Below are 23,411 nucleotides of genomic sequence, written 5' to 3'. Positions count from 1 at the left end.
ACCGACAACGGCAAGGAATTCACGGATCGCTTCATCACACGGGGAGAGCGTACGCCGACCGGCAGGCATCAGTTCGATCAGCTCTGCGAGGAGCTAGGCATTGAGCATCGCCTGACCCGCCCAAAACACCCGCAGACCAACGGCATGGTTGAACGCTTCAACGGGCGCATCGCCGACATCCTGCGCACCCATCACTTCCATTGTCGGCGAAGAACTTGAGGCCACCATCCTGCGGTATGTCTGTGGCCGTACAATCACCAACTGCCACAGAAAGCTTTGGGGCATGTCAGCCCTATCCCGGCCATGAAACAATGGCAGCGATCACACCCCGAACTGTTCAACAGACGTGTTACCAATCAGCCGGGACACGACAGGCGCCAGCAGCCAGATGCTGGCGAAAACGCGCTGCCCACAGGGCGCGTTGCTCGGGTGCCTCGGCGTCGGCTACGGCGCGCGCCACGCGGTCGAACAAATCGTCCACGCTCTGCTCGCCGGGTTTGAGGTATTTTTCGCGCAGCACGTCCAGACTGATCGGCTGCGGGGGCAGCGCGGGCAGGGGGTCGGTCGGTAGAGCTCGGTCCATGGCGGGCGGGGGCGGTGTGGATTGACGAGCGTAATTGGACACCCAAGCGCCGCCGCCGCGCGCGTCGTTTCATCGTTCCGATGGCGTAGTCCCGATGGGGGATGGTCAGTCGCGCCTGCGCGCGCAAATCCACGCGCTGCCATACCCGGTCCACGGGCAACGGCGGGCCGAGGAGCACACGGCGGGAGGCGACGGCCACATCCCGCTGATTGGGATACCGAACTTACTTCAACCAGCCGCGCCGGCGGAAATACCACATGGGCCCCAGGGCGCTGGCCACCATCAACGCCAAGGCGAACGGGTAGCCCAAGCGCCACTCGAGCTCGGGCATGAACTGGAAGTTCATGCCATAAATGCTGGCAATCAGCGTGGGCGGCAGCAACGCCACTGAGGCCACTGAGAAGATCTTGATGATCTTGTTCTGGTTGATGTTGATGAAGCCGATGGTGGCGTCCATCAGGAAGTTGATCTTGTCGAACAAGAACGAGGTGTGACCTTCCAGCGAGTCGATGTCGCGCAGGATCTGGCGCGCGTCTTCGAATTGCTCGGCCGACAGCAGCCGCATACGCATCAGGAAGCTGATGGCGCGCCGGGTGTCCATCATGTCGCGCCGGATGCGGCCCGATAGGTCCTCGTGGCGGGCGATGGCCGCGAGCACCTGTTGCGCGACGTCGTCGGTGAGCTGACCCGACAGCACCTGGGTGCTGATGTGTTCCAGGTCGTCGTGGATGCCTTCCAGGATGTCGGCGCAGTACTCGACGTCGGTGTCGAACAACGCCAGCAACACGTCTTTGGCGTCGTCGATCAGGCCCGGCATGCGGCGCGCGCGCAGGCGCAACAACCGAAACACCGGCAGGTCCTCGTCGTGAATCGAAAACAGCACCCCGTGGCTGTTGAGATCGGGGTTGCGATCGTTGAGGATGAAGGCCACGCGCACGTGGCGCGGGCCGTCCTCGTCGTCGATGAGGAAGTCCGAGCGCACGTGCAGCTCGCCATTGTCTTCCTCGAAGAAGCGGGCCGACTCCTCGATGTCGTCGTCCATCGCGTCCTCCGGGATGGACAGGCCGAAGTGTTGCCGGACCCAGCGGCGTTCCTCAAGGCTGGGGGACTCCATGTCCACCCAGATTGGGCGAAAGCGCGCCAGATCTTCCAGGGATTCGATTTCTTCCTGGAACAGGCGGCCGTTGACGAGCGTGAATACGTTGAGCATGGCGCAGGGACGGCGGGCGATGGGGGAACGGGGGCGGGCAGTGCTTTCGGGCGAAGCCGCCGACCCGCGGGCGGCACCCCTCGAGGGGACGCGGCGCTGCCGTCTGGGCCATGCGGGGGTCACGCCGAAAGCACGCCCCTAGGGCTGCTTTCCACGGTGCGAACTCCGATTGCAATGGACAGATTTGGATTATGGCACCGTCCGGTCCGTCGAGGCGGCGAAAAAAGCGCGCAGCGCGTGGGCATGATGGTGGGCGTCCGCCTCGCCCAGTTGCATCAAGGCATGCACGAAGCCGGGCTCGAACAGCACATAGCTGGCCAGAGCAGCCGTGCTGCCGGCGGCGCTGCGGCGTGTTTCCAGTGCGCCCAGGCCAGCCAGGGTGTCGCGCGTGGCGGCCGGCAGTTCGTGCACGTGCTTCAGGGCCAGCTCGTCGAGCGAGACGCTGGGCTGCAGACACAACACGTCCACCGGACGGTAGGGCAGCAGAGCCGCCACTGCAGGGGGCAACTGCGCCAGGGTCCGGCTGACGCGCTGCGCCTGCTCGACGTCGGCCTGTAGGGTGTCGTGAAAGACGCTGGCCAGCGCGTGTCCAGCGATGGTGCCGGCGCTGGGCTCATCGCTGTGCGCGGCGGTACGGGTGAGGCCAGCGCGCTGCGGCTGCCCGACGCCGATGACCAGGATTTGCCGCGCGCCCAGGTGGATGGCGCCCGACAGCGGAGAGAGCTGGCGCATCGAGCCGTCGCCAAAATACTCTTTATGGCCGTCCACCCACAGCGGCACGGCTGGAAACAGAAACGGAATGGCGGCCGAAGCCATCAGATGCTCGACCCCGATCAGTTGCGCTTCGGCACGCCGGCCCGGGCGCCGCCATGGGGTGCAGGTGGGGTCGGCGCTTTGAAAGAAGGTCCAGTGCTCCCCACTGGTGTAGCTGGAGGCGGTCACGGCCAGCGCATCCAGCGTACCGTCTTCGAGCGCGCGGCTGACCGCTGGCAGGTCCAGATGCCGATGCAGGGTCTGGACCAGGGGCAGGGTATCGAGGAGGGCGCGGTGCCGGCGCACTTGGCGCATCAGCGTCAGTCCAGCGGTGAGCAAGTTCGGTCGGCCCAGGCGCAGCGCGTTGAGTTGGTAGACCTGATGCGAGCGCAACTGCGACCAAAACGCCCCCAGGTGTTCGAAGGCGCGGGTGCCGTGGTGCGCCACGCTGGCCAGATAGGTGCCGTTGAGCGCGCCGGCCGAGGTGCCCAAAATGAGGTGGAACGGAAAGGCTGCTTCACCCAGCAGCCGCCCCAAACCGCGCAGCACACCAACTTGGTAGGCCGTGCGCGCCCCGCCACCCATCAGCACCAAGGCGCGGCGCTGCGGCCGCTGCGGGGGCGGCGGCGCGAAAGGTGAGGCAAGCAGGGTCTCCAGAGCCATGGGGCGCAAGCCGGATGGGGCAATGGGTCGTGTGCTGTGCGGCCAGGCAGCGTGACCAAATACCAGTATGGCGCGCCACGGGCCGGCGCACCATACGGAAAAGCGCGGGGGTGTGGCGGCAGCGCACCGCCGGGCAGGCCGGGCCCTTGTCATGCCGCCGTCAAACGGGCATAGTAGGGACGTGGGCCAACGCTGCGGCAGCGGTCCACCCGGCCCGATCGCCGACGGCCGGGCGTCTTCACGGAGCAACAAGGAGGCTCTTCATGAACCTGACCATCAGCGGACACCATCTCGACGTCACGCCGGCACTGCACAGCTACGTGACCAGCAAGTTGGAGCGCATCTCGCGTCATTTCGATCAGGTGGTGGACATCCGCGTCCTGCTCAGTGTCGATCCGATCAAGGACAAGGACCGGCGCCAGAAGGCGGAATGCAGCATCCACGTCAAGGGCAAGGACCTCTATGCCGAGAGCGTGCACGCCGATCTCTACGCCGCCATCGATGAACTGGCCGATAAACTCGACCGGCAGGTGCTGCGTTACAAAGATCGGGTGCAAGAGCATCATCACATGCCCATGAAGCGCGAGGTGGTGTGAGACCGTGACATCGTGCCGCTGTTGTTGCGGCGCAACAAACCGCTTGCTCGGCAAGCGGTTTGTGCTTTTCGGGGGGCTGCACGTTGGCTGGCATGACGGCATAATGACTCCCTCGTTTCAGGGCATACCGCGATGAACCGTCTTTCTGCGATCCTGCCACCGGAGCACGTGTTGGTGGCCGTGGAGGCCACCAGCAAAAAGCGCGCGTTCGAAGAGGCCGGGCTGCTGTTCGAATCCTTGCATGGGCTCAACCGGGCCTTGGTCACGGACAGCTTGTTCGCGCGCGAGCGTCTGGGCTCCACTGGGCTCGGGCATGGGGTGGCGATTCCGCACGGGCGCATCAAGGGCCTGAAGCAGCCGATGGCTGCCGTCTTTCAGTTGGCGCAGCCCATCGGCTTCGATGCCCCCGACGAGCAGCCGGTCAATTTGCTGATCTTTCTCCTCGTTCCCGAGGCGGCGACGCAAAAACACTTGGAAATCCTGTCCGAGATCGCCGAGTTGCTCAGCGACCCGGTGTTGCGCGAAAAACTGCGCAGCGCCGACAACCCCGCCACGCTGCACGGCCTGATCGCCGGCTGGCAATCCGCGCACGCTGCCGCCTGAACGCGGCGCTGGCCGTTGCTGCCGACGCTGTGCCCGAAAACCGTCGCGATGAAGCCCAGCGCCCTCAGTGCCGATGCGTTGTTCGAAGCCCACCGCGAGACGCTGAAGTGGCAGTGGATCGCCGGCTCCAGCGCCTCCGAGCGACGCTTCGATGATCAGGCCGTGGCCGCGGCGCGCTCCGGGGCCGATCTGGTCGGCTATCTGAACTACATTCATCCGTATCGTGCCCAGGTGTTGGGCACGCGCGAGGTGGCTTACCTACTCAACGCCACGGCAGACGATTGCCGCCGCCGCGTGGCGCGTATCGTCACCTTGGAGCCGCCGCTGCTGGTGGTGGCAGACGACCAGCCCCCCCCGTCAGAGCTGGTGGCGATGTGCGAGCGCGCCCACATCCCGTTGTTTGCCACGGCGGCATCGGCGGCGTTCGTCATCGATGTGCTGCGCGCCTACCTGTCGCGTCACTTCGCCGAGCGCACCACCATGCACGGGGTGTTCATGGACATCCTGGGGCTGGGCGTGCTCATCACCGGCGAGTCCGGACTGGGCAAGAGTGAGCTGGGGCTGGAGCTGATCTCCCGCGGCCATGGTCTGGTGGCCGACGACGCGGTGGATTTGTATCGCGTCAATCAAACCATCGTCGAGGGGCGCTGCCCAGACCTGCTGCAAAACCTGTTGGAGGTGCGCGGTATCGGTCTGCTCGACATCAAGGCCATTTTTGGCGAGACCGCGGTGCGGCGCAAGATGCGGCTGCGCCTGATCGTGCACCTGGTGCGCCAGTCCACCCTGGAGCGCGACTACGAGCGGCTGCCCAGCGAGCCCATGTACCAAGATGTGCTGGGCGTGGCGGTGCGCAAAGCCGTGATTTCGGTGGTGGCCGGGCGCAACATCGCGGTGCTGGTGGAAGCAGCGGTGCGCAACACCATCTTGCAGTTGCGCGGCATCGATACCTACGAGGAATTCGTGCGCCGACAGCGTGCCGCCATGTTGCGCGACGATTGAAGTGCGCGCCGCCGTCTCACGCCGTCTCAGCCGCGACGCGGCCGGCTGCGGTGAGGGCAATCGGGCTGCTGGCAATGCGCATACAGCGCCAGCGCATGCTCTTGCAGCGCAAAGCCGCGCTCCTGGGCAATGGCTTGCTGGCGGCGTTCGATTTCGGCGTCGAAAAACTCCTCCACCCGGCCGCAGTCCAGGCACACCAGGTGGTCGTGGTGCTCACCCTCGTTGAGCTCGTAGACGGCCTTGCCGGATTCGAAATTGCTGCGTACCAAAATGCCGGCTTGCTCGAATTGCGTCAACACCCGGTACACGGTGGCCAGCCCGATGTCGGACTGCTCCTCCAGCAGCACTTTGAAGACGTCTTCGGCCGTCATGTGGCGCTGCCGACGCGACTGGAAGATCTCCAGGATCTTCAGTCGCGGCAGGGTCGCCTTCAGCCCCGTGCTTTTGAGTTCGTTGATACCGGTCATGCGTGCGCGGTGGAGGGTTGAGCAGGCCGCAGCGCCGGGGCGCGCCCACTACAATGGGCGCAATGATATAACTTCATGCCCCATCCATGGTATGGGGGTGATTTCACGAGGCTGTGCCATGCGTTTTGCCGTCTTATCGCTGTCCCGGGCGCTGCGCCGGTCCGTCTGGTGGGTGCTGCCGGCGGCGCTGGCCGTCAGTGCCTGCTCGACACTGAACGACGCCACCCAGCGGCTGTCGAGCCTGGGCGGGCTGGTGACGCCGTACCGCATCGACATCCAGCAAGGCAACGTCATCGTGCGCGAGCAGGTGCAGGCGCTTCAGCCCGGCATGACGCGTGAGCAGGTGCAGGCCATTTTGGGCACGCCGCTGGCCGCCAGCATCTTCCACGCCCATCGCTGGGATTATGTCTTTACTTACCAGCGCCAGGGGCAGCCGATGCAGCGCCGCGTGGTCACGGTGTTTTTCGACGGCGAGCGCTTGGCGCGCGTGCAGGCCGACGAGCTGCCAACCGAAGAAGAGTTCGTCGCCTCGCTGGCGGTGCGTCGCCCGCCTGCGCGCGCCGTGACCCTGGAAGCCAGCGAGGAGCAGTTGCGGGCCGCCGAGACCAAGGGCGGCGCCGCCGCGGCGGCACCGCCAGCGCCGGCTGCGGCCCCGGCGCCGCCGGCGGCACCCAGCTACCCGCCGCTGGAGCCGCGCTGAGGCGCTCGGCGGTCCACCGCTGGCGCCCCCATCGTTCAACCTGCTGGGATGACCATGCCGTTTTCTCCCCCTTACCGCGTCGGTATCGCCGGCGCCAGCGGCCGCATGGGCCGCATGCTGATCGAGGCCGTGCTGGCCAGTGAAGACTGCACCTTGGCCGCCGCGCTCGACCGCGCCGACAGCCCCGCGCTGGGACAGGATGCCGGGGCCTGGGCCGGCCGCCAGACGGGCGTGGCGATAGCGGCCGATCTGGATGCTGCGCTGGCGGGGTGCGACGTGCTGATCGATTTCACCCGCCCCGAAGGCACCTTGGCCCATCTGGCGGCTTGCCAGCGCCATGGCGTGGCCATGGTGATCGGCACCACGGGCTTCGACGATGCGCAAAAAGCCGCCATCGCTGCCGCGGCCCAGCGCATCCCCATCGTAATGGCGCCCAATATGAGCGTCGGCGTCAACGTCACACTCAAGCTGCTGGAGTTGGCGGCGCGCGCGTTGCACACGGGCTACGACGTCGAGATCGTGGAGGCGCACCATCGCCACAAGGTGGACGCGCCCAGCGGCACCGCCTTGCAGATGGGCGAGGTGATCGCGGCCGCCCAAGGACGCGCCCTGCGTGACTGCGCGACATTCCAGCGCGTGGGCCACACGGGCGAGCGGCCCGCCGGAGCCATCGGCTTTGCCACCGTGCGCGGCGGCGACGTGGTGGGTGACCATACCGTGATGTTCCTGGGCACTGGCGAGCGCATCGAAATCACCCACAAATCCAACAGCCGCGCCACCTACGCGCAGGGCAGTGTGCGCGCGGTGCGTTTTTTGGCTGACAAACCCCCGGGTTTGTACGACATGTTCGACGTGCTCGGCTTGCGCTGAATCGGTGGCGTGGCCGGGCCCCAGACCTGTGCCGACTGCAAGGAGACGCTGCGATGACCATCCAAACCCGTTTGGTCGAATACACCCACGATGGGCAGACGTTCGAGGGCTTGCTGGCGTGGGACGACACGCTGGCCGGCCGCCGCCCCGCGGTGGCGGTGGCGCATGCCTGGGCCGGCCGCACCGAATTCGAGGCAGGCAAGGCGCGCGCGCTGGCCGAACTGGGCTATGTGGGTTTTGCGATGGACGTCTACGGCAAGGGCCGACGCGGCCGCAGCCGGGATGAAAACGCGGCGCTGATGACGCCGCTGGTGCAAAACCGAGCGCGGCTGCAAGCGCGCCTGGGCGCGGCGCTGCACGCGCTGCACGCCCAGCCCGAGGTGGATGTGGCGCGCTGCGCAGCCATCGGCTTTTGCTTCGGTGGCCTGTGTGTGCTCGATATGGCGCGCTGCGGCCTGCCGCTGCGCGGCGTCGTGAGCTTTCACGGCCTGTTCACCGCGCCGGGCAACACGGCGGGGTGCCGCATCGAGGCCAAGGTGCTGGCGCTGCACGGCTGGGACGACCCCATGGTGCCGCCCGATGCGGTGCTGGCCTGGACACGCGAAATGACCGAAGCGGGTGCCGACTGGCAGTTGCACGCTTACGGCGGCACGATGCACGCCTTCACCAACCCCGAGGCCAACGACCCCGACTTCGGCACTGTCTACAGCGCACGGGCCGATGCGCGCTCGTGGACGGCGATGCGTGCCTTCTTGAGCGAAGTGCTGGCGTGAGCGTCCCCTGGGGCCGTCGCCGGCGCAGTGGATAGCGGCGGCCCGGCGCCAGGCCGCCGATACAATCGTTGGCGAGTGGGCGGGCCGCCGCTGGCGCCGTATCGTGGCTGCCCTGCAACCGTTTGCCGCACATCATGCAAGACACCTACACCCCCCGCGAAATCGAGGCCGCCGCCCAGGCCGACTGGGCCGCGCGCGACGCGTACCGCGTCAGCGAAGACCCCACCAAGCCCAAGTTCTACGCCTGCTCCATGCTGCCTTACCCCAGCGGCAAGCTGCACATGGGGCACGTGCGCAACTACACCATCAACGACATGATGGCGCGCCAGCTGCGCATGAAGGGCTACAACGTCCTCATGCCCATGGGCTGGGATGCCTTTGGCCTGCCGGCCGAAAACGCCGCCATCAAGAACCATGTGCCGCCGGCGCGCTGGACCTACGACAACATCGCCTACATGAAGGGGCAGATGCAGGCGCTCGGCCTGGCCATCGACTGGAGCCGCGAGATCGCCACCTGCGCGCCCGAGTACTACAAATGGAACCAGTGGCTGTTTCTGCGTATGCTGGAAAAAGGCATCGCCTACCGCAAGACGCAGGTGGTCAACTGGGACCCGGTGGACCAGACCGTGCTGGCCAACGAGCAGGTCATCGACGGCCGCGGCTGGCGCACCGGCGCGCCGGTGGAAAAGCGCGAGATTCCGGGCTACTACCTGGCCATCACGCGCTACGCCGAGGAGCTGCTGTCGGCGGTGGCCAACCCGGACGACCCCAACTTTTTGGCCGGCTGGCCCGAGCGGGTGCGGCTGATGCAGGCCAACTGGATCGGCAAGAGCGAAGGCGTACGCTTTGCCTTCACGCACGACATCCGCGGCGACGACGGCACCCTGATCCAGGACGGACGGCTGTATGTGTTTACCACGCGCGCCGACACCATCATGGGGGTGACGTTTTGCGCCGTGGCCCCGGAGCACCCGCTGGCGCAGCACGCCGCGCGCAGCAACCCGGCGCTGGCGGCCTTCATCGAACGCTGCAAGCAAGGCGGCACCACCGAGGCCGAGCTGGCGCTCAAGGAAAAGGAAGGCATGCCGACCGGCTTGACGGTGACGCACCCGCTCACCGGCGAAGCCGTGCCGGTGTGGGTGGGCAACTACGTGCTGATGAGCTACGGCGACGGCGCGGTGATGGGTGTGCCTGCGCACGACGAGCGCGACTTCGCCTTCGCGCTGAAATACGGGCTGCCTATAAAGCAGGTGGTCGGGCCGGCGCCTGCCACCACCCAGGGGGGCGAAGACGCGCAGGCGCTGGTGTTCGACCCCACGCGCTGGCAAGATTGGTACGCCGACAAATCGGGCCGCCTGGTGTGCGTCCACTCCGGTCCGCTCGACGGGCTGCCATACCAGGCCGCGGTGGACAAGGTGGCCGAGCTGCTGGTCGCGCGCGGCCTGGGCGAGAAGCAAACCACCTGGCGCTTGCGCGACTGGGGCATCAGCCGTCAGCGCTACTGGGGCACACCCATCCCGATCATCCACTGCGACGATTGCGGCCCGGTGCCGGTGCCCGATGAAGACCTGCCGGTGCTGCTACCCGAAGACCTGGTGCCCGACGGCAGCGGCAACCCGTTGGCCAAATGCGAGTCGTTCCTGCAGGTGGACTGCCCGCGCTGCGGCAAGCCGGCCCGGCGCGAAACCGACACCATGGACACCTTCGTCGATTCGTCGTGGTACTTCATGCGCTACTGCGACCCGACGAACACCGAGGCCATGGTGGCCGCGGGCACGCGCTACTGGATGCCGATGGATCAGTACATCGGCGGCATCGAGCACGCCATCTTGCACCTGCTGTATGCGCGCTTCTGGACCAAGGTGATGCGCGATCTGGGGCTGGTGGCGGTGGACGAGCCGTTCAAGCGGCTGCTCACCCAGGGCATGGTGCTCAACCACATCTACAGCCGCCGCACCGCCAAGGGCGGCAAGGAATATTTCTGGCCGCATGACGTCGAAAACATCCTCGACGCCGCTGGCAAGATCGTCGGGGCGCGTCTGAAGCGCGACATGCCCAGCGCCGACGGCGTGCTGCCGGCCGGCACACCGATCGACTACGAGGGCGTGGGCACGATGTCCAAGTCCAAGAACAACGGGGTCGATCCGCAGGACTTGATCGAAAAATACGGCGCCGACACCGCGCGCCTGTACACCATGTTCACCGCGCCGCCCGAGGCCACGCTGGAGTGGAACGACGCCGCCGTCGAGGGCAGCCACCGCTTTTTGCGGCGCCTGTGGGCGTTCGGCTGCCGACTGGGCGCGCAGGACTTCGGCGCCGCGCAGCAGGCGGTGCAAGGCGCGCGCTCGCTGGCGGAGGTGTCCTTTGGCCCGCGCGCCAAAGCGCTGCGGCACGACATCCACACCCTGTTCAAGCAGGTGGACTACGACTACCAGCGCATGCAGTACAACACCGTGGTGTCGGGCTGCATGAAGATGCTCAACGCGCTGGAGTCCTTCGACGGGGCGGACGAGCCGGGTGCCGGCGTGGCGCTGATCGAAGGCTTTGGCATCTTGTTGCGTTGCCTGTACCCGGTCACGCCGCACCTGACCCACGTGCTGTGGCAGCGACTGGGCTACGCCGGCGCCTTGGGCGATTTGCTCGATGCGCCCTGGCCGCAGCCGGACGAGCAGGCCCTGCAGCGCGACACCGTCGAGCTGGTGCTGCAAATCAATGGCAAGCTGCGCGGCAGCCTGACGGTAGCGGCCGACGCCGATCGGGCTGCCATCGAAGCGGCCGCCTTGGCCTCACCCGTGTTCGCGCGCTACGCCGAGGGCAAGCCCGCGCGCAAAGTGGTGGTGGTGCCGGGCCGCCTGGTTAACGTGGTGGTGTGATGCACCGATTGAGCCGCCGCCTCGTGCTGGTCTGCGGGTTGGCCGTGCTCGGCGCCGCCGGCACGGGGTGCGGCTTTCGCTGGCGCGGTGCCAACCTGCAGTTGCCGTTTCGCACGCTGCGCCTGCAAGGGGCCGGTGCCGGTGGGGAGGTGGCTCAGCGCCTGAGCGCCCAGTTGCGCGCCAGCGGCGTGCAGGTGTGGACGGCGCCGTCGCCGGCCGCAGCGGCCGACGGTGTCCCGGTGCCCGACGCCGTGCTCGACCTCTCGCTGGACCAGCGCGAGTGGGTGGTGGTGGGCACCACCGCCGCCGGCCAGGTGCGCGAGCTGCTGCTGCGGTATCGTGTGCGTTTTGCCTTGCGCACGCCCGCTGGGCGCGAATGGATCGAGCCCACCGAGTTGCAGCAGGAGCGCGAGCTCAGCTACGCCGAAACCGTGGTGCTGGGCAAAGAGGCCGAAGAGGCGCTGCTGTTCGACGATATGCGCGCGGCGCTGGTGCGCCAGATAATGGTGCGCTTGGCGGCGGTGCGGCCCTGAGGATACCCAGGGGCCCGAGCGCTGCTCCGTTGGCCAGCGGGCGGGCGGCTGGGCGTCCTCGCGGGCCACGGGGCAGCGCCGATGCACCGCCTGCAGCGTGTGCCGCCCTCAGCCGCGGCGGCGCACCTGGTGCTCGCGCATCAGCGTGCTCTTGCCGAACAGGCTCTCCACCAGGTCCACGGCCAGTTGCGCGGTGCGGTTGCGCACGTCCAGCGCCGGGTTGAGCTCCACGATGTCCAGGCTGCCCAGGCGCCCCGTGTCGGCAATCATTTCCATGCACAGCTGGGCCTCGCGGTAGGTGGGGCCGCCGGGCACCGTGGTGCCCACGCCGGGCGCGATCTCTGGATCCAGAAAATCCACGTCGAAGCTGACGTGCAAATGGGTGTCGGCGTCCACGCCGGCCAGCGCCTGCTCCATGGTGTGCCGCATGCCCATCTCGTCGATGTAGCGCATGTCGTACACCTCCAGGCCCTGCTCGTGCACGAAGCGCTTTTCGCCCGCGTCGACGCTGCGGATGCCGATTTGCCGCACCTGCTGCGGCTGCACGGCGGGCCCCTGGCCGCCCAGGTGCACCAGCGCCGCTGGGCCAAAGCCACACAGACAGGCCAACGGCATACCGTGCAGATTGCCGCTGGGCGTCAGCGCCGAGGTGTTGAAGTCGGCGTGCGCATCCAGCCACAGCACGCGCAGCTTCTGGCCGCGCGCGCGGCAGTGTTGCGCCACGGCGCTGATCGAGCCCACCGCCAGGCAGTGGTCGCCGCCGAGCAGAATCGGCAGCCGCCCCTGTGCCAGCGCGGCACCCACCGCCCGATGGACCGCGCGGTTCCACTGCACCACTTCGTCCAGATGGCGATAACCGTCCACCGCCGGTTGCCAAGGGTTGGCCGGACCGCTGAGATTGCCCCAGTCCTCGACGACCACGCCGTGGTGGGCCAGCGCGGTGTGCAGACCCGCCACGCGCAGCGCTTCGGGCCCCATGGAGGCGCCGCGTGCGCCGGCGCCCACGTCGGTGGGCGCGCCGATGAGCGCAACGGTCGGGGGCGCAACAACATCGTTTGTCATCGTCACACCAGCAATGGGCAGGCCGAAGGGGGGATCGGCGGGCAAGGCGCGGGCGCGCCAGGCGCAGGACAGCGAAGCCGCAACGCACGCACGTGGCCATGGATTGTGACACGGGCCGTCGCCGGCCATGGCCAGGCCCGCCTGAGGCCGTGCCTACAATGCTGCCATGCCCACCATTCGCGCCGATGCCCTGACCGCCCAGCTCGCCCGCGGATTGGCGCCGCTGTATGTGGTGCAGGGCGACGAGCCGCTGCTGGTGCAAGAAGCCGCCGACGCCATCCGCGCCGCTGCGCGGGCGGCCGGCTACAGCGAGCGCACCGTCGTGACGGTGGCCGGCGCGCAAACCGACTGGAGCGCGGTGCTGGCGGCCGGCAGCGCGCTGAGCCTGTTTGCCGAGCGCCGCCTGCTGGAGCTGCGCATCCCATCGGGTAAGCCGGGCAAGGACGGGGCCGACGCCCTGCAACGCTTGGCCGCCCAAGCGGCCCGGGCGGGCGACACGCTCACCCTGGTGCTGCTGCCGCAACTGGACGCCGCCTCCTTGAAAAGCACCTGGTACGAAGCGCTGCAGACGCACGGCGTGGTGGTGCGCATCGATCCGGTGGAGCGGGCCCAGTTGCCGGCCTGGATCGCCCAGCGGCTGCGCCAGCAGGGGCAGCATGTGGCCGCCGGCGAGCCAGGGCAGCGCACGCTGGCCTTTCTGGCCGATCGGGTGGAGGGCAATCTGCTGGCCGCACACCAAGAAATCGCCAAACTGGGCCTGTTATACCCACCGGGTGAGCTCAGTTTCGAGCAGGTGCGCACCGCCGTGCTGGATGTGGCGCGCTACGACCCGTTTCGCTTGCCCGAGGCGGTGCTGGACGGGGCGGTGGCGCGCGTGCAGCGGATGCTGGAGGGCCTGCAGGCCGAAGGCGTCGCGCCCGTGCCGGTGCACTGGGCGCTGGCCGAGGAGTTGCGCACGCTGCACCGCTGCCGCCAGCAGCTCGACGCCGGACAGCCGCTGGCGCTGGTGTTGCGCGAGCAGCGCGTCTGGGGTCCACGCGAAAAACGCTACGAGCGCCTGCTGCCGCGTCTGCGCACGGCGCTGACGGCGCGCTGGCTGGTGCACGCCCAGATCGTGGACGGTATCGTCAAGGGCCTGCCCGATCCGGACTGGCCGCCCGATCCCTGGGTCGCGCTGCAGCGCCTGGCGCTGACGGTGGCGGCGGGATGCAGCGTGCCCGCCAGCGGCGGCGGCCGTTGAGGACGCCGGGCCGTGCCAGCAGTTCGCCTATCGACGGGTAAGGGCGCGTGCTCAGGCATGCCCAGGGGGCGCTGTGGCGCATGCAGGCGCAGCGCTCATGCCGGTCTGCTATCATCACGCGCGATGTTGCGCTTGCTCTGTTTCCTCGTCCTTGTCGGTTACGCCGGTGCGCTGCTGGCTGCGCCCGTGGCCGAAGACGGGGCACCCGCGCCGCCAGCCAACCCCCGGTCGGTCGCTGACGTCGCTGAACACGCCACAGCCCCGGTGGCGGGGCCGAGCACTTCCCTCTTGGCGCCAGCCAACAGTGGCAGCGGGCCACTGGCGGTCGGTGACTGGGTGCGTCAACTGCAAACCGTTGGCGCTGACACGGGCACCGTTGCCTCCCGGCTCGTCGACACGGCGCTGGGGCTCATCGGTGTACCGTACCGCATGGGTGGCGGTAACCCGCAAACGGGTTTGGACTGCAGTGGCCTGGTGCGCTACGTCTATGCGAACACGCTCGGACTGGTGTTGCCGCGCCGTGCCGCCGAACAGGCGCAGACCACCACCCCGATCGCCAAGGACGAGCTGCGCCCGGGTGATCTGGTCTTTTTCAACACGATGCGGCGCGCCTTCAGCCATGTGGGCGTGTACCTGGGTGACGGCAAATTCATCCATTCGCCCCGCAAGGGTGACAGCGTCAAAATCAGCGATATGAACGATCGCTACTGGGCGCGCCGCTTCAACGGGGCGCGCCGGGTCGAGGCGCTGGACGGCCCGGTGCGCTGATCTCACCGTCCCCACATTCCCCCACGCACCGAGGCCAGCCCCGGTCGTCGCGCCAACTCTGCTGGTCCAAGCAGATCGCGCGGCATTCGCGATACGGTTCGCTACATCCTTGCAGATCTGGCACGGCCCTCCAAAATTGCCAGGATGATGACGTGCCGCCTCACCGTCTCCCTGACCGCTGCACGCGGCGCGTCGGCGGCCGTGGCGTCGTTGGGGTGGGGCGGGCTCATGACCCCAACAGGCGCTCGATGTCACGCCGCAGGCTGCCGCTGTCGGGGGCGGTGAGGCTGCTGTAGGCCAGCACGGTGCGGCCGTCGCGGCTGATGAGGTATTTGTAGAAATTCCACTTGGGCGTGGTGCCGGTGCGCTCGGCCAGTTGCTTGAACAACGGGTTGGCCTGCGGGCCGATGACATGCGACTTGGCGAACATCGGAAACTGCACGCCAAAGGTGTTTTCGCAGAATTCGGCGATTTGTTGGTTGCTGCCCGGCTCTTGTTGTCCAAAGTCGTTGGACGGAAAGCCCAGCACCACCAGCCCGCGGTCGCGGTAGCGGCGGTACAACGCCTCCAGCCCCTTGTACTGCTGAGTGAAGCCGCAGTAGCTGGCGGTGTTGACCACCAGCACCACGCGGCCCGCGTATTGGCACAGGTCCTGCGGTTGCTCGTCTTGCAGGCGGTCGAAGCGGTGCTGCAGGATGGACGGGCAGGACGCGGGGTCGGGTTGGGTGGCAGCAACGTCGGCAGACATGATCGACAGGGGCAAGAGGGCGCCGAGCGCCAGGATCGAGCGGCGGGGATAGCGCATCGCAAGTCCTCGGGGTGTGTTGGGGTGGCGGCGGGCGACGTCCACACAGTGCGACGCTGCGGATCGTAGAGTGCGCCAGCACGATGGGCAGGTGTCAGCGCCAATCCCCTGGTGGCGAATGGGGTTGGTGCGGGCGGCGGCTCCCGTCACCCGCCCAAGACGTGCTGCCACAGCGCCAGCACCGCTTGGCGTTCAGCGGTGACGTCGGCGGGGTCGATTTGGGTGCTGGCTTCGTCGAGCCGGGCGCGATGTTGCAGCGCACGCAGGCGACGGTAGGCGTCGGCGGCGGCATGGCCGACGCCCGCGGGCAACAAGCCGGCGCTTTCGGCGCGTTGCAGCAGGGCGATGTTGCCGGCGTTGTCACGCAGCGCCGGGTGCTCGGCGCTGTGCGCCAGCACCAGGTACTGCACGGCGAATTCGACGTCGATCATGCCGCCGGGGCTGTGTTTGAGGTCGAAGCGCTCGCCGCGCACCGGGTGCGCGTCGTACAGACGCTGCCGCATGGCACGGATTTCGCCGGCGAGTGCCTGCCGGTCGCGCGGCGCGGTGATGACGGCTTCGCGCACGGCGTCGAAGCGCGCGCGCAGCGCCTCGTCGCCGACGACGCAGCGCGCCCGCGTCATCGCCTGGTGTTCCCAGGTCCAGGCGGTGTTGCTGCCGCGGTTTTGCTGGTAGTCGGCGTAGGCGCGAAAGCTCGTCACCAGCAGGCCCGAGTTGCCGTTGGGGCGCAGCGCGGTGTCGATTTCGTACAGGTCACCCTCGCCGGTCTTGACGGTGAGCCAGTTGATGAGCTTGCGCACGAAGGCGGCATACACCTCGGGCGCGCGCTCATCATCGTCGTCGTAGACGAACACCAAGTCGAGGTCGCTGCCGTAGCCGAGCTCTTTGCCGCCCAGCTTGCCGTAGCCGATGATGGCGTGGCGCGGGGCCTCGACGTGGCGGTTTTTCAGCCGCTGCCAGCACCACAGCCCGGTGACGTGCAGCACGGCGTCGGCCAAGGCACTCAAATCGTCGGCCACCTGTTCCACCGTCAACAGCCCCTCGACGTCGCGTGCCAGCGTGCGAAAGACCTCGGCATGGTGGGCGCGGCGCAGCAGATCCAGCAGCGTTTCGTCGTCGTCTTCGCCGGTTTTGTGCAGCGACCAGCGCCGCGCCTCCAGCTCGGCCAAAAAGGTGGCGCGGTCGAAGCGCTCCTCGTAGAGCTCACGGCTGGCCAGCTCGTCGATGACGCCGGGGTGGCGCATCAGATAGCGCGCCGGCCAGCGTGCCGCGCCCAGCACGCGCAGCAAGCGCTCGTGCACGGCCGGGCGCTCCTGCAGCAGCGCCAGGTAGCTTTCGCGCCGCAGCAGCGGTTCGATCCAGTCCGCCAGGCGCACGGCGGCGGTTTCGCTGACGCGCCCGGCCTCGATCCAGGCGCCGGTGCGCTCCACCAGGCGCGCTAGGCGCAGGCGCGCCTCATCGCGCAACGCCAGCACGCGCGGGTGGTCGCACCAGGCGGCCACGCGCTGGGCGAAGCCCGGTGGCAAGGTCGGCAGCAGCGCTTGCAAATCATCGGCGGCGGGCGTGTGGCCGTTGCAGCCTTTGCCGGGGCAGCTGGCGGCGGCATCGCCGCCGAGCAGAGTATCGAACTCCTGCGCCACTACCTCGCGGTGCGCATCCAGCGCCCGCAGAAAGGCCGGCGTATCGGCAAAGCCCATGGTGACGGCGATCCACGCCAGGTCGTCGTCGCGCGTGGGCAGTACGTGGGTTTGCTGGTCGTCCAGGTACTGGATGCGGTGCTCGACGCGGCGCAAAAATACATAGGCCTCGGCGAGTTGCTGCGCTTTGTCGGGCGGCATCAGGCCAGCGCGGGTGATGCGCTGCAGCGCCTGCAGCGTCGGGCGGGTGCGCAGTTCTGGAAACTGCCCGCCGCGCACCACTTGCAGCAGCTGCACGATGAACTCGATTTCACGGATGCCACCGCGCGAGAGCTTGACGTCGTGCGCGCGCTCCGGATGACCAGCCGCCCGCCGCGCGGCGTGTTCGCGGATTTGGCGGTGCAAGCGGCGCAAGGCTTCGAAGACGCTGTAGTCCAGATAGCGGCGAAAGACGAAGGGCAGCACCACCGGCCGCAACCACGCCCCCGTGCCGTCGCGCCGCGCACTTTCGGCCGGCGCCACCACGCGGCTTTTCAGCCAGGCAAAGCGCTCCCATTCGCGTCCCTGCACCTGGAAGTAGTCCTCCAGCGCGCCCAGGGACACTGCCGGCGGGCCGGAGTTGCCATTCGGACGCAGCGCCAAGTCGATACGGAACACCTGCCCGTGCTCGGTGACATCCGCCAGCAGGGCGTGCATGCGCTTGACGATCTTGGCGAAATATTCATGATTGCTGATGCGGTTGCGGCCCTCGGTGTTGCCCGCGGTCTCGCCCTCGCCCTCGTAGACGTAGATGAGGTCGATGTCGCTGGAGACGTTGAGTTCACGCGCGCCCAGCTTGCCCATGCCGACGATCCACCACGCGCAGCGTCGATCGGGGTCGGGGGGCGGGGCGGGCGGCCCCGGCGGCTCATCCTGCGGTGCGCGCGGTGCGCCGTGCAGCGCATCGAGCTCGGCGCAGGCCAGTTGCGCCGCTGCGTCGAGCGCCAGTTCGGCCAACGCGGTGACCCCATGTGTCACCACCTCCAGCGGCGCTTGGTGTTCGCAGTCCAACACCGCCAAGCGCTCCAGTGTCAAATGGCGCAACACGCGCAGCGCCGCCGCCGGCGCGTAGCCGCGCGCGCACAGGGCCTGCCAGGTCTGCTGCAAACTCTGCGCCGTCGGGGCGCCGTCGGGCAGCAGCGCCAACTCGTCGGCGTAGCGCCGGCGCACGCGTTGCACGAATCGGCTGTAGGCGGCGTCGGCTGAACCAACCGGGGCGCTCGACATCATAATTTCGTGTGACTCCAACCGCGCCTCCCCTCCAGCCGACATGGCAGCTGCGTGTACTCGCGCAGCTGTCGCGATGGCTCCTGGGCGCAGCGCTCCTATTTTGGATCGGATTGCTGGTGGGCTGGGGCGCCCTGCAATGGTGGATTGTGCCGCGAGTCGAGGCCTGGCGTCCGACGCTGGAGGCCGTGGCCACACGTGCGTTGGGGGTGCCGGTGCGCATTGGCCGCGTCGAAGCCGAGGCGCGCTGGGCCACGGCAGCGCTGACGCTGTATGACGTTCGCCTGCACGACGCCGAAGGCAACACCGCGTTGGCGCTGCCGCGCGTCGCTGCCGACGTCTCGGTGCGTTCGTTGTGGCGGCTGGGAGTGGACCGCCTGCTGGTGGAAGCGCCCGTGCTGGAGGTGCGGCGCCTGCCCGATGGCCGCCTGCGCGTGGCCGGCCTCGATGTGAGCGCCACGCCTGAGGACGACAGTGCGGTGGCGGACTGGTTTTTTGCGCAGCGCGAATTCCACCTGCGCGGCGGGCGCCTGTCGTGGATCGACGAAACGCGGCCACACGTGCCGCCGTTGACGCTGGAGGCGGTGGACCTGTTGGTGCGCAACCCCGGCTTGCGCCACGAGTGGCGGCTCGACGCCACCCCGCCGCCGCAGTGGGGCGAGCGCTTCAGCGTGCGTGGGCGCTTCGTGCGCCCCTTTTGGCAGACGCACGCCGGCCGCTGGCGCGACTGGAGCGGTGAGCTCTATGCGCACGCGCCGCGCCTGGACATGCGCGAACTCGGGCGCTATCTGGACACGGCCGCCCTTTGGGGGGTGCAATCCTTGCAGGCGCATGGCGCCTTGCGTCTGTGGATGCCGGTGCGGCGTGGTACGCCGCAAGCCGTCACGGCGGATCTGGACTGGCGCGACGTCCATGTGGCGTGGGCCGTGCCGGCGCGGGTGCCCGAGCCGCTGGTGCTGCCGCGCGTGGCCGGGCGGCTGCAGTTGCAGCGCGACGGTGCGACACTGGTCTGGCAAGGGGATCGCCTCGTCGTCGTGGGGGGAGATGGCACGCCGTGGCCGACCACGCAGTGGCGCTTCGAAATGACGACCGTCGCCGACGCGCTGCGCGCCTGGGCGCTGCGCGCTGATCGGCTCGATTTGGCGGCGCTGCAGCGGTTGGTGCGGGTGTTGCCCGTGGACGAGGCGGTGCACGACTGGGCGCGCGCCACCGAGCCGGTGGGCGCCGTGGAGGATTTGTCGCTGCGCTGGGCCGCGGCCGAGGCCGGCGCGCGCCCGCGCTGGGCCGCCAGTGGCCGGGTGCGGGGCCTGGGGCTGCGCGCCGGCGAGCCGGGCACCGCGCCAGCGCCCGACGTCCCCGCCTTCGGCCGCCCGGGGCTGCAGGGCGTGGATGCCGAATTCGCGTTCGATGAAACCGGTGGCCGCGCGACGCTGACCCTGCGCCGCGGCGCATTGGTATTCCCGGGGGTGTTCGAGGATCCGCGGCTGGCGTTCGACGAGCTCGACGCCGAGCTGCGCTGGCGCCTCGACGGCGATGCCGTCGACGTCGATGTGCCGCGCCTGCGCTTTGCCAACGCCGACGCCGCCGGCAGCGGCCGCGCACGCTGGCGCACCGCCGACCCGGCCAGCAGCCGCGCCCGCGATCGCTTCCCCGGCGTGCTGGATCTGGACGTACAGCTCAGCCGTGCCAACGCGGCGCAGGTGGCGCGCTACTTGCCGCTGACCGTGGACGCCGACGCGCGCCACTATGTGCGCACGGCGGTGCGCGCCGGTCAGGCCAGTGAGGTGCGTTTTCGCGTCAGCGGCGACTTGTGGGACTTCCCCTTTGCCAGCGCGGCGGATGGGCGTTTCGACGTGCGCGCGCGCCTGCGCGACGTCACGCTCGACTACGCACCGGTGTACCTGTTGCCCGCAGGCAGCGTACCGTGGCCGGCGCTGGAGGGGGTCAACGCCGAGCTGGTGATCGAACGCCACCGACTCGACATTCGCCAGGCCGAAGGTCGGGTGGTGGGGCAGGCGGCGTTGCGTGCGCAGCAGGTGCACGCCGTCATCGACGACTATATGGCCGATCACCCGCAATTGCGCGTGCAAGGCACCGTGCGCGGCCCGGGGGACGAGGCGCTGCGCTTCGTGCGCATCTCGCCGCTGCGCGGGCTGACCGCGCAGGCGCTGGATGCGGCGCGTGCCAGCGGCACGCTCGAAGTGGGGTTGGATCTGCGCATCCCGCTGGACGACGCCGACGCCACCCGCGTGCGCGGCCAAGTGCGTTTGGCCGGCAACGACGTGCAGGTGCGCCCCGACACACCCCTGTTGCAAGCCGTGCGCGGCACGCTGGACTTCAGCGAAGCGGGTTTCGAGATGCGGGCCGCCACGGCCCGCGCGCTCGGTGGCGAGCTGCGTTTTGGCGGTGCGATGACCCGCGTGGACGGTGCGGCCGTGGTGCGTTTCGATGCCCAAGGCAGCTTCACGGCCGAGGGGCTGGCTGCCGGCGCCGACTGGGATTGGGCGCGCTGGCTCGCACGCCACGCGCGCGGCGGTGCGCGCTACGCGCTGCAGCTGGTGTTCGACGCGCGCGGCTCGGCGCTGCGCTTCGACAGCGATTTGCGCGGACTGGCCGTAAACCTGCCGGCGCCGCTGAACAAGCCCGCCGATGGCGCGTGGCCGCTGCACGTCCGCATCGATCCGTTGACCGATGGCGCTGCGCAGGCGGTACGTGACCGCTTGCGCGTGGCGCTGGATACCGGCGCGCCGGCGACTGCCATCGAAGCCGAGTACGAGCGCCAACACCGCGGCGAGCGCACGGACGTACTGCGCGGGCGCCTGGCGCTGGGCGCGGAGCTGCCCGCGTGGCCGGAGATGGGGGTGGCCGCTGCCGTGCGCATGGCTGAGCTCGACCTCGACGCCTGGACCCAGCGCCTGGCCGAGCCGGCGGATGGGAGCGCCGCCCGCCCACTGACGCCCTGGGCCGGCGACGCCGCCGGCTACTGGCCGCAGCAAATCGGCGTGAGCGTGCAGCGCGTGCGCTGGGCAGGCCGTGATTTCGACGGCCTGACTTTGGGCGGCACGCGCGACGGCGGCTTGTGGCGCCTGTCCGTGGCGGCGCGTCAGTTCGATGGCTATGTGGAATATCGAGGTGGCGCCGAGGAGCGGCTGCTGGCGCGTTTAGCCTATCTGCACATACCGGCCAGCGCCCAGGCTGACCTGGAGCGCTGGGCCAGCCAACCGGGCTCGATGCCCGCCTTGGACGTGGTGGTGGACGCCTTCGAACTGGGCGACCGCGCCCTGGGGCGCCTGGAGATCGTGGCGGCCAACCGCGAGGCACGCCAAGGCGCCGAGGCGGTGCGCGAATGGCGGCTGCAAACCCTGCGCTTGACCGTACCCGAAGCGCGGCTGAGCGCCAGCGGCAACTGGGCCCCGACCCCCAGCCTGACGGCGCCGGGGCAAGCTGCCGCCGCCCGGCGCACCGCGCTGCAGCTGCGGCTGGACATCGACGACGCGGGCGCGCTGTTGCGGCGCTTCGGCTTTGCCGATGTGGTGCGGGGTGGTCGCGGAGGCCTGGAGGGGGCGCTGGGCTGGCTGGGCTCGCCATTGGCGCTGCACACCCCGTCGCTGTCGGGCGAGCTGCAAATCGACGTGCAACGTGGACAGTTTCTCAAGGCTGACCCGGGTGTTGCCAAGCTGTTGGGGGTGTTGAGCCTGCAGTCGCTGCCGCGCCGCTTGGTGCTCGATTTTCGCGACGTCTTCAGCGAGGGGTTTGCCTTCGACTACCTGCGCGGCGACGTGCGCATCGTGCGCGGCGCGGCCAGCACCCGCAATCTGCAGATGCGTGGTGTCAACGCCGCCGTGCTCATCGAGGGCAGCGCCGATCTGGTGCGCGAAACCCAAGACCTGACGGCGGTGGTGATTCCGGAACTCAACGCTGGCACGGCCTCACTGCTGGCGGCCGCCGTCAACCCCGTCACCGGGCTGGGCACCCTGATCGCGCAGTGGCTGCTGCGTGAGCCGCTGCAGGCCGCCGCCACCCAGACCTTCCGCATTCACGGCTCCTGGGCCGACCCCCAGGTCGAGCGCGTGGCGCGTACCATAGAGTCGAGTGCCGCCCCCGGCACCGAAAACCGACAGGAGCGCATGCCATGAAAGTCGCGGCCATCCAGATGGTCTCGGGCATCAGTCTCGAACACAACCTGACGCAGGCGCACGAACTGCTGGACCAAGCGCGTCACGCCGGCGCCGAGCTGGCCGTGCTGCCCGAGTATTTTTGTTTCATGGGCGCGCGCGACGCCGACAAGCTGCTGATTGCCGAGACGCCCGGCTTGGGCAAGGTGCAGGATTTTCTGTCCGACACCGCGCGTGAGCTGCAGATGTGGATCGTGGGCGGCACGGTGCCGCTGGCCACCGACGACCCCAGCCACGCCGCCAACGCCTCGCTGGCCTACGATCCGAGCGGCCGCTGCGTGGCGCGCTACGACAAGATCCATCTGTTTCGTTTTCACGACGGGCAGCAAGGCTACGACGAGGCCGCCGTGCTCAAAGCAGGCGAACGGCCGGTGGCCTTCACCCTCACCGACCACGCGGGGCACGACTGGCGCGTCGGCATGAGCGTGTGCTATGACCTGCGCTTTCCCGAGCTGTACCGGCAACTGCAGGCGGACATCCTGTTGGTGCCGGCGGCCTTTACCTACGTCACCGGGCAGGCGCACTGGGAAGTGCTGCTGCGCGCACGCGCCATCGAAAACCAAGCCTATGTGGTGGCGGCCGCCCAGAGCGGCACGCACGAAAACGGCCGCCGCACCTGGGGCCAGAGCCTGGTGGTCGATCCGTGGGGGGTGGTGCTGGCGCAGCAGGCCACCGGCCCCGGTGTGGTACTGGCCGAACTCGACCCCGTCCATCTGGCTCAGATACGCCAGCGGCTGCCGGCGCTGCAACACCGCCGTTTGTGACGGTGGCGCCCCATTCCTGGCCCCTTCGGTGTGCTTGCCGGTCAAGCGTCGTGCAGGGCCGCGCGCGGGCG

The 23,411-nt window shown here is 68.7% G+C and carries 19 protein-coding genes and 1 pseudogene; 13 read left to right on the top strand and 7 right to left on the bottom strand.

What is annotated here, in order from left to right; translation table 11 throughout:
- Positions 1 to 372, top strand: a pseudogene (locus tag Tchar_RS09370) (integrase core domain-containing protein); the annotation flags it as partial.
- On the opposite strand, the gene Tchar_RS09365 reads toward Tchar_RS09370, so the two are convergent.
- The 3 genes from Tchar_RS09365 to Tchar_RS09355 all read right to left on the bottom strand — a co-directional run bounded on the left by Tchar_RS09365 (position 350) and on the right by Tchar_RS09355 (position 3,209).
- The gene (locus Tchar_RS09365; RefSeq protein ID WP_144328794.1) at positions 350 to 583 is read right to left on the bottom strand and encodes a ribonucleotide reductase N-terminal alpha domain-containing protein; all 234 of its coding nucleotides are present in this window, start codon (positions 581 to 583) and stop codon (positions 350 to 352) included. The pseudogene Tchar_RS09370 and the gene Tchar_RS09365 sit on opposite strands and share 23 nt — an antisense overlap.
- Positions 584 to 806: 223 nt before the next feature.
- Positions 807 to 1,793 carry a magnesium/cobalt transporter CorA gene (gene corA / locus Tchar_RS09360; protein ID WP_144328793.1) on the bottom strand — a complete coding sequence of 329 codons (987 nt, stop codon included), beginning with the start codon at positions 1,791 to 1,793 and terminating at the stop codon, positions 807 to 809.
- Between the two features lie 189 nt (positions 1,794 to 1,982).
- The gene (locus Tchar_RS09355) at positions 1,983 to 3,209 is read right to left on the bottom strand and encodes a patatin-like phospholipase family protein (RefSeq protein WP_144328792.1); all 1,227 of its coding nucleotides are present in this window, start codon (positions 3,207 to 3,209) and stop codon (positions 1,983 to 1,985) included.
- Positions 3,210 to 3,472: 263 nt separating this feature from the next.
- Here Tchar_RS09355 and hpf point away from each other — a divergent pair, with 263 nt between their 5' ends.
- The 3 genes from hpf (at position 3,473) to hprK (ending at position 5,407) form a co-directional block, all read left to right on the top strand.
- The gene (gene hpf, locus Tchar_RS09350; protein ID WP_144328791.1) at positions 3,473 to 3,805 is read left to right on the top strand and encodes a ribosome hibernation-promoting factor, HPF/YfiA family; all 333 of its coding nucleotides are present in this window, start codon (positions 3,473 to 3,475) and stop codon (positions 3,803 to 3,805) included.
- Between the two features lie 132 nt (positions 3,806 to 3,937).
- On the top strand, positions 3,938 to 4,408 hold the full coding sequence (locus Tchar_RS09345) for a PTS sugar transporter subunit IIA (RefSeq protein WP_144328790.1): 471 nt from the start codon (positions 3,938 to 3,940) through the stop codon (positions 4,406 to 4,408).
- Positions 4,409 to 4,456: 48 nt separating this feature from the next.
- Entirely contained in the window at positions 4,457 to 5,407 is a 951-nt protein-coding gene (hprK, locus tag Tchar_RS09340) for an HPr(Ser) kinase/phosphatase (protein WP_144328789.1), read from the top strand.
- Positions 5,408 to 5,433: 26 nt separating this feature from the next.
- On the opposite strand, the gene fur is transcribed toward hprK, so the two are convergent.
- The gene (gene fur, locus Tchar_RS09335) at positions 5,434 to 5,874 is read right to left on the bottom strand and encodes a ferric iron uptake transcriptional regulator (protein ID WP_144328788.1); all 441 of its coding nucleotides are present in this window, start codon (positions 5,872 to 5,874) and stop codon (positions 5,434 to 5,436) included.
- A 118-nt stretch (positions 5,875 to 5,992) separates the two neighbouring features.
- On the opposite strand from fur, the gene Tchar_RS09330 reads away from it, so the two are divergent.
- The 5 genes from Tchar_RS09330 to Tchar_RS09310 all read left to right on the top strand — a co-directional run bounded on the left by Tchar_RS09330 (position 5,993) and on the right by Tchar_RS09310 (position 11,623).
- Positions 5,993 to 6,574, top strand: coding sequence for an outer membrane protein assembly factor BamE (locus tag Tchar_RS09330; RefSeq protein ID WP_236640413.1), 582 nt, complete (start codon positions 5,993 to 5,995; stop codon positions 6,572 to 6,574).
- A gap of 48 nt (positions 6,575 to 6,622) precedes the next feature.
- Positions 6,623 to 7,444, top strand: coding sequence for a 4-hydroxy-tetrahydrodipicolinate reductase (gene dapB, locus Tchar_RS09325; protein WP_144328786.1), 822 nt, complete (start codon positions 6,623 to 6,625; stop codon positions 7,442 to 7,444).
- A gap of 53 nt (positions 7,445 to 7,497) precedes the next feature.
- On the top strand, positions 7,498 to 8,217 hold the full coding sequence (locus Tchar_RS09320; RefSeq protein ID WP_144328785.1) for a dienelactone hydrolase family protein: 720 nt from the start codon (positions 7,498 to 7,500) through the stop codon (positions 8,215 to 8,217).
- Positions 8,218 to 8,351: 134 nt separating this feature from the next.
- Positions 8,352 to 11,090: a leucine--tRNA ligase gene (gene leuS / locus Tchar_RS09315; protein WP_144328784.1), complete on the top strand. Its 2,739-nt coding sequence runs from the start codon at positions 8,352 to 8,354 to the stop codon at positions 11,088 to 11,090.
- Positions 11,090 to 11,623, top strand: a complete 534-nt coding sequence (locus Tchar_RS09310) for an LPS-assembly lipoprotein LptE (RefSeq protein WP_144328783.1) — start codon at positions 11,090 to 11,092, stop codon at positions 11,621 to 11,623. Before leuS ends, Tchar_RS09310 begins: the two co-directional genes overlap by 1 nt.
- Positions 11,624 to 11,731: 108 nt before the next feature.
- Here the strand turns inward: Tchar_RS09310 and rocF are convergent, their stop codons facing one another.
- Entirely contained in the window at positions 11,732 to 12,685 is a 954-nt protein-coding gene (gene rocF / locus Tchar_RS09305) for an arginase (RefSeq protein WP_144328782.1), read from the bottom strand.
- 166 nt (positions 12,686 to 12,851) lie between these two features.
- Between rocF and holA the strand changes: the two genes are divergently transcribed.
- A complete protein-coding gene (holA, locus tag Tchar_RS09300) occupies positions 12,852 to 13,925 on the top strand; it encodes a DNA polymerase III subunit delta (RefSeq protein WP_144328781.1) in 1,074 nt (357 codons plus the stop codon).
- 123 nt (positions 13,926 to 14,048) lie between these two features.
- Positions 14,049 to 14,693, top strand: a complete 645-nt coding sequence (locus Tchar_RS09295) for a C40 family peptidase (protein ID WP_144328780.1) — start codon at positions 14,049 to 14,051, stop codon at positions 14,691 to 14,693.
- 226 nt (positions 14,694 to 14,919) lie between these two features.
- On the opposite strand, the gene Tchar_RS09290 is transcribed toward Tchar_RS09295, so the two are convergent.
- Positions 14,920 to 15,498 carry a glutathione peroxidase gene (locus tag Tchar_RS09290; RefSeq protein ID WP_144328779.1) on the bottom strand — a complete coding sequence of 193 codons (579 nt, stop codon included), beginning with the start codon at positions 15,496 to 15,498 and terminating at the stop codon, positions 14,920 to 14,922.
- A gap of 146 nt (positions 15,499 to 15,644) precedes the next feature.
- Positions 15,645 to 18,404, bottom strand: a complete 2,760-nt coding sequence (glnE, locus tag Tchar_RS09285; protein ID WP_144328778.1) for a bifunctional [glutamate--ammonia ligase]-adenylyl-L-tyrosine phosphorylase/[glutamate--ammonia-ligase] adenylyltransferase — start codon at positions 18,402 to 18,404, stop codon at positions 15,645 to 15,647.
- Between the two features lie 8 nt (positions 18,405 to 18,412).
- Between glnE and Tchar_RS09280 the strand changes: the two genes are divergently transcribed.
- Complete coding sequence (locus Tchar_RS09280; protein ID WP_144328777.1) at positions 18,413 to 22,537, top strand: YhdP family protein; 4,125 nt, start codon at positions 18,413 to 18,415, stop codon at positions 22,535 to 22,537.
- Positions 22,534 to 23,340 (top strand): carbon-nitrogen hydrolase family protein, encoded by an 807-nt coding sequence (locus Tchar_RS09275; protein ID WP_144328776.1) that lies wholly within the window; start codon positions 22,534 to 22,536, stop codon positions 23,338 to 23,340. Before Tchar_RS09280 ends, Tchar_RS09275 begins: the two co-directional genes overlap by 4 nt.
- Positions 23,341 to 23,411 lie beyond the last annotated feature (71 nt).

It is taken from the genome of Tepidimonas charontis, from assembly GCF_007556685.1.
Lineage (GTDB): Bacteria > Pseudomonadota > Gammaproteobacteria > Burkholderiales > Burkholderiaceae_C > Tepidimonas > Tepidimonas charontis.
Note: the sequence above shows the minus strand (reverse complement) of the source record. Positions and strands in the feature narration are given on the sequence as shown.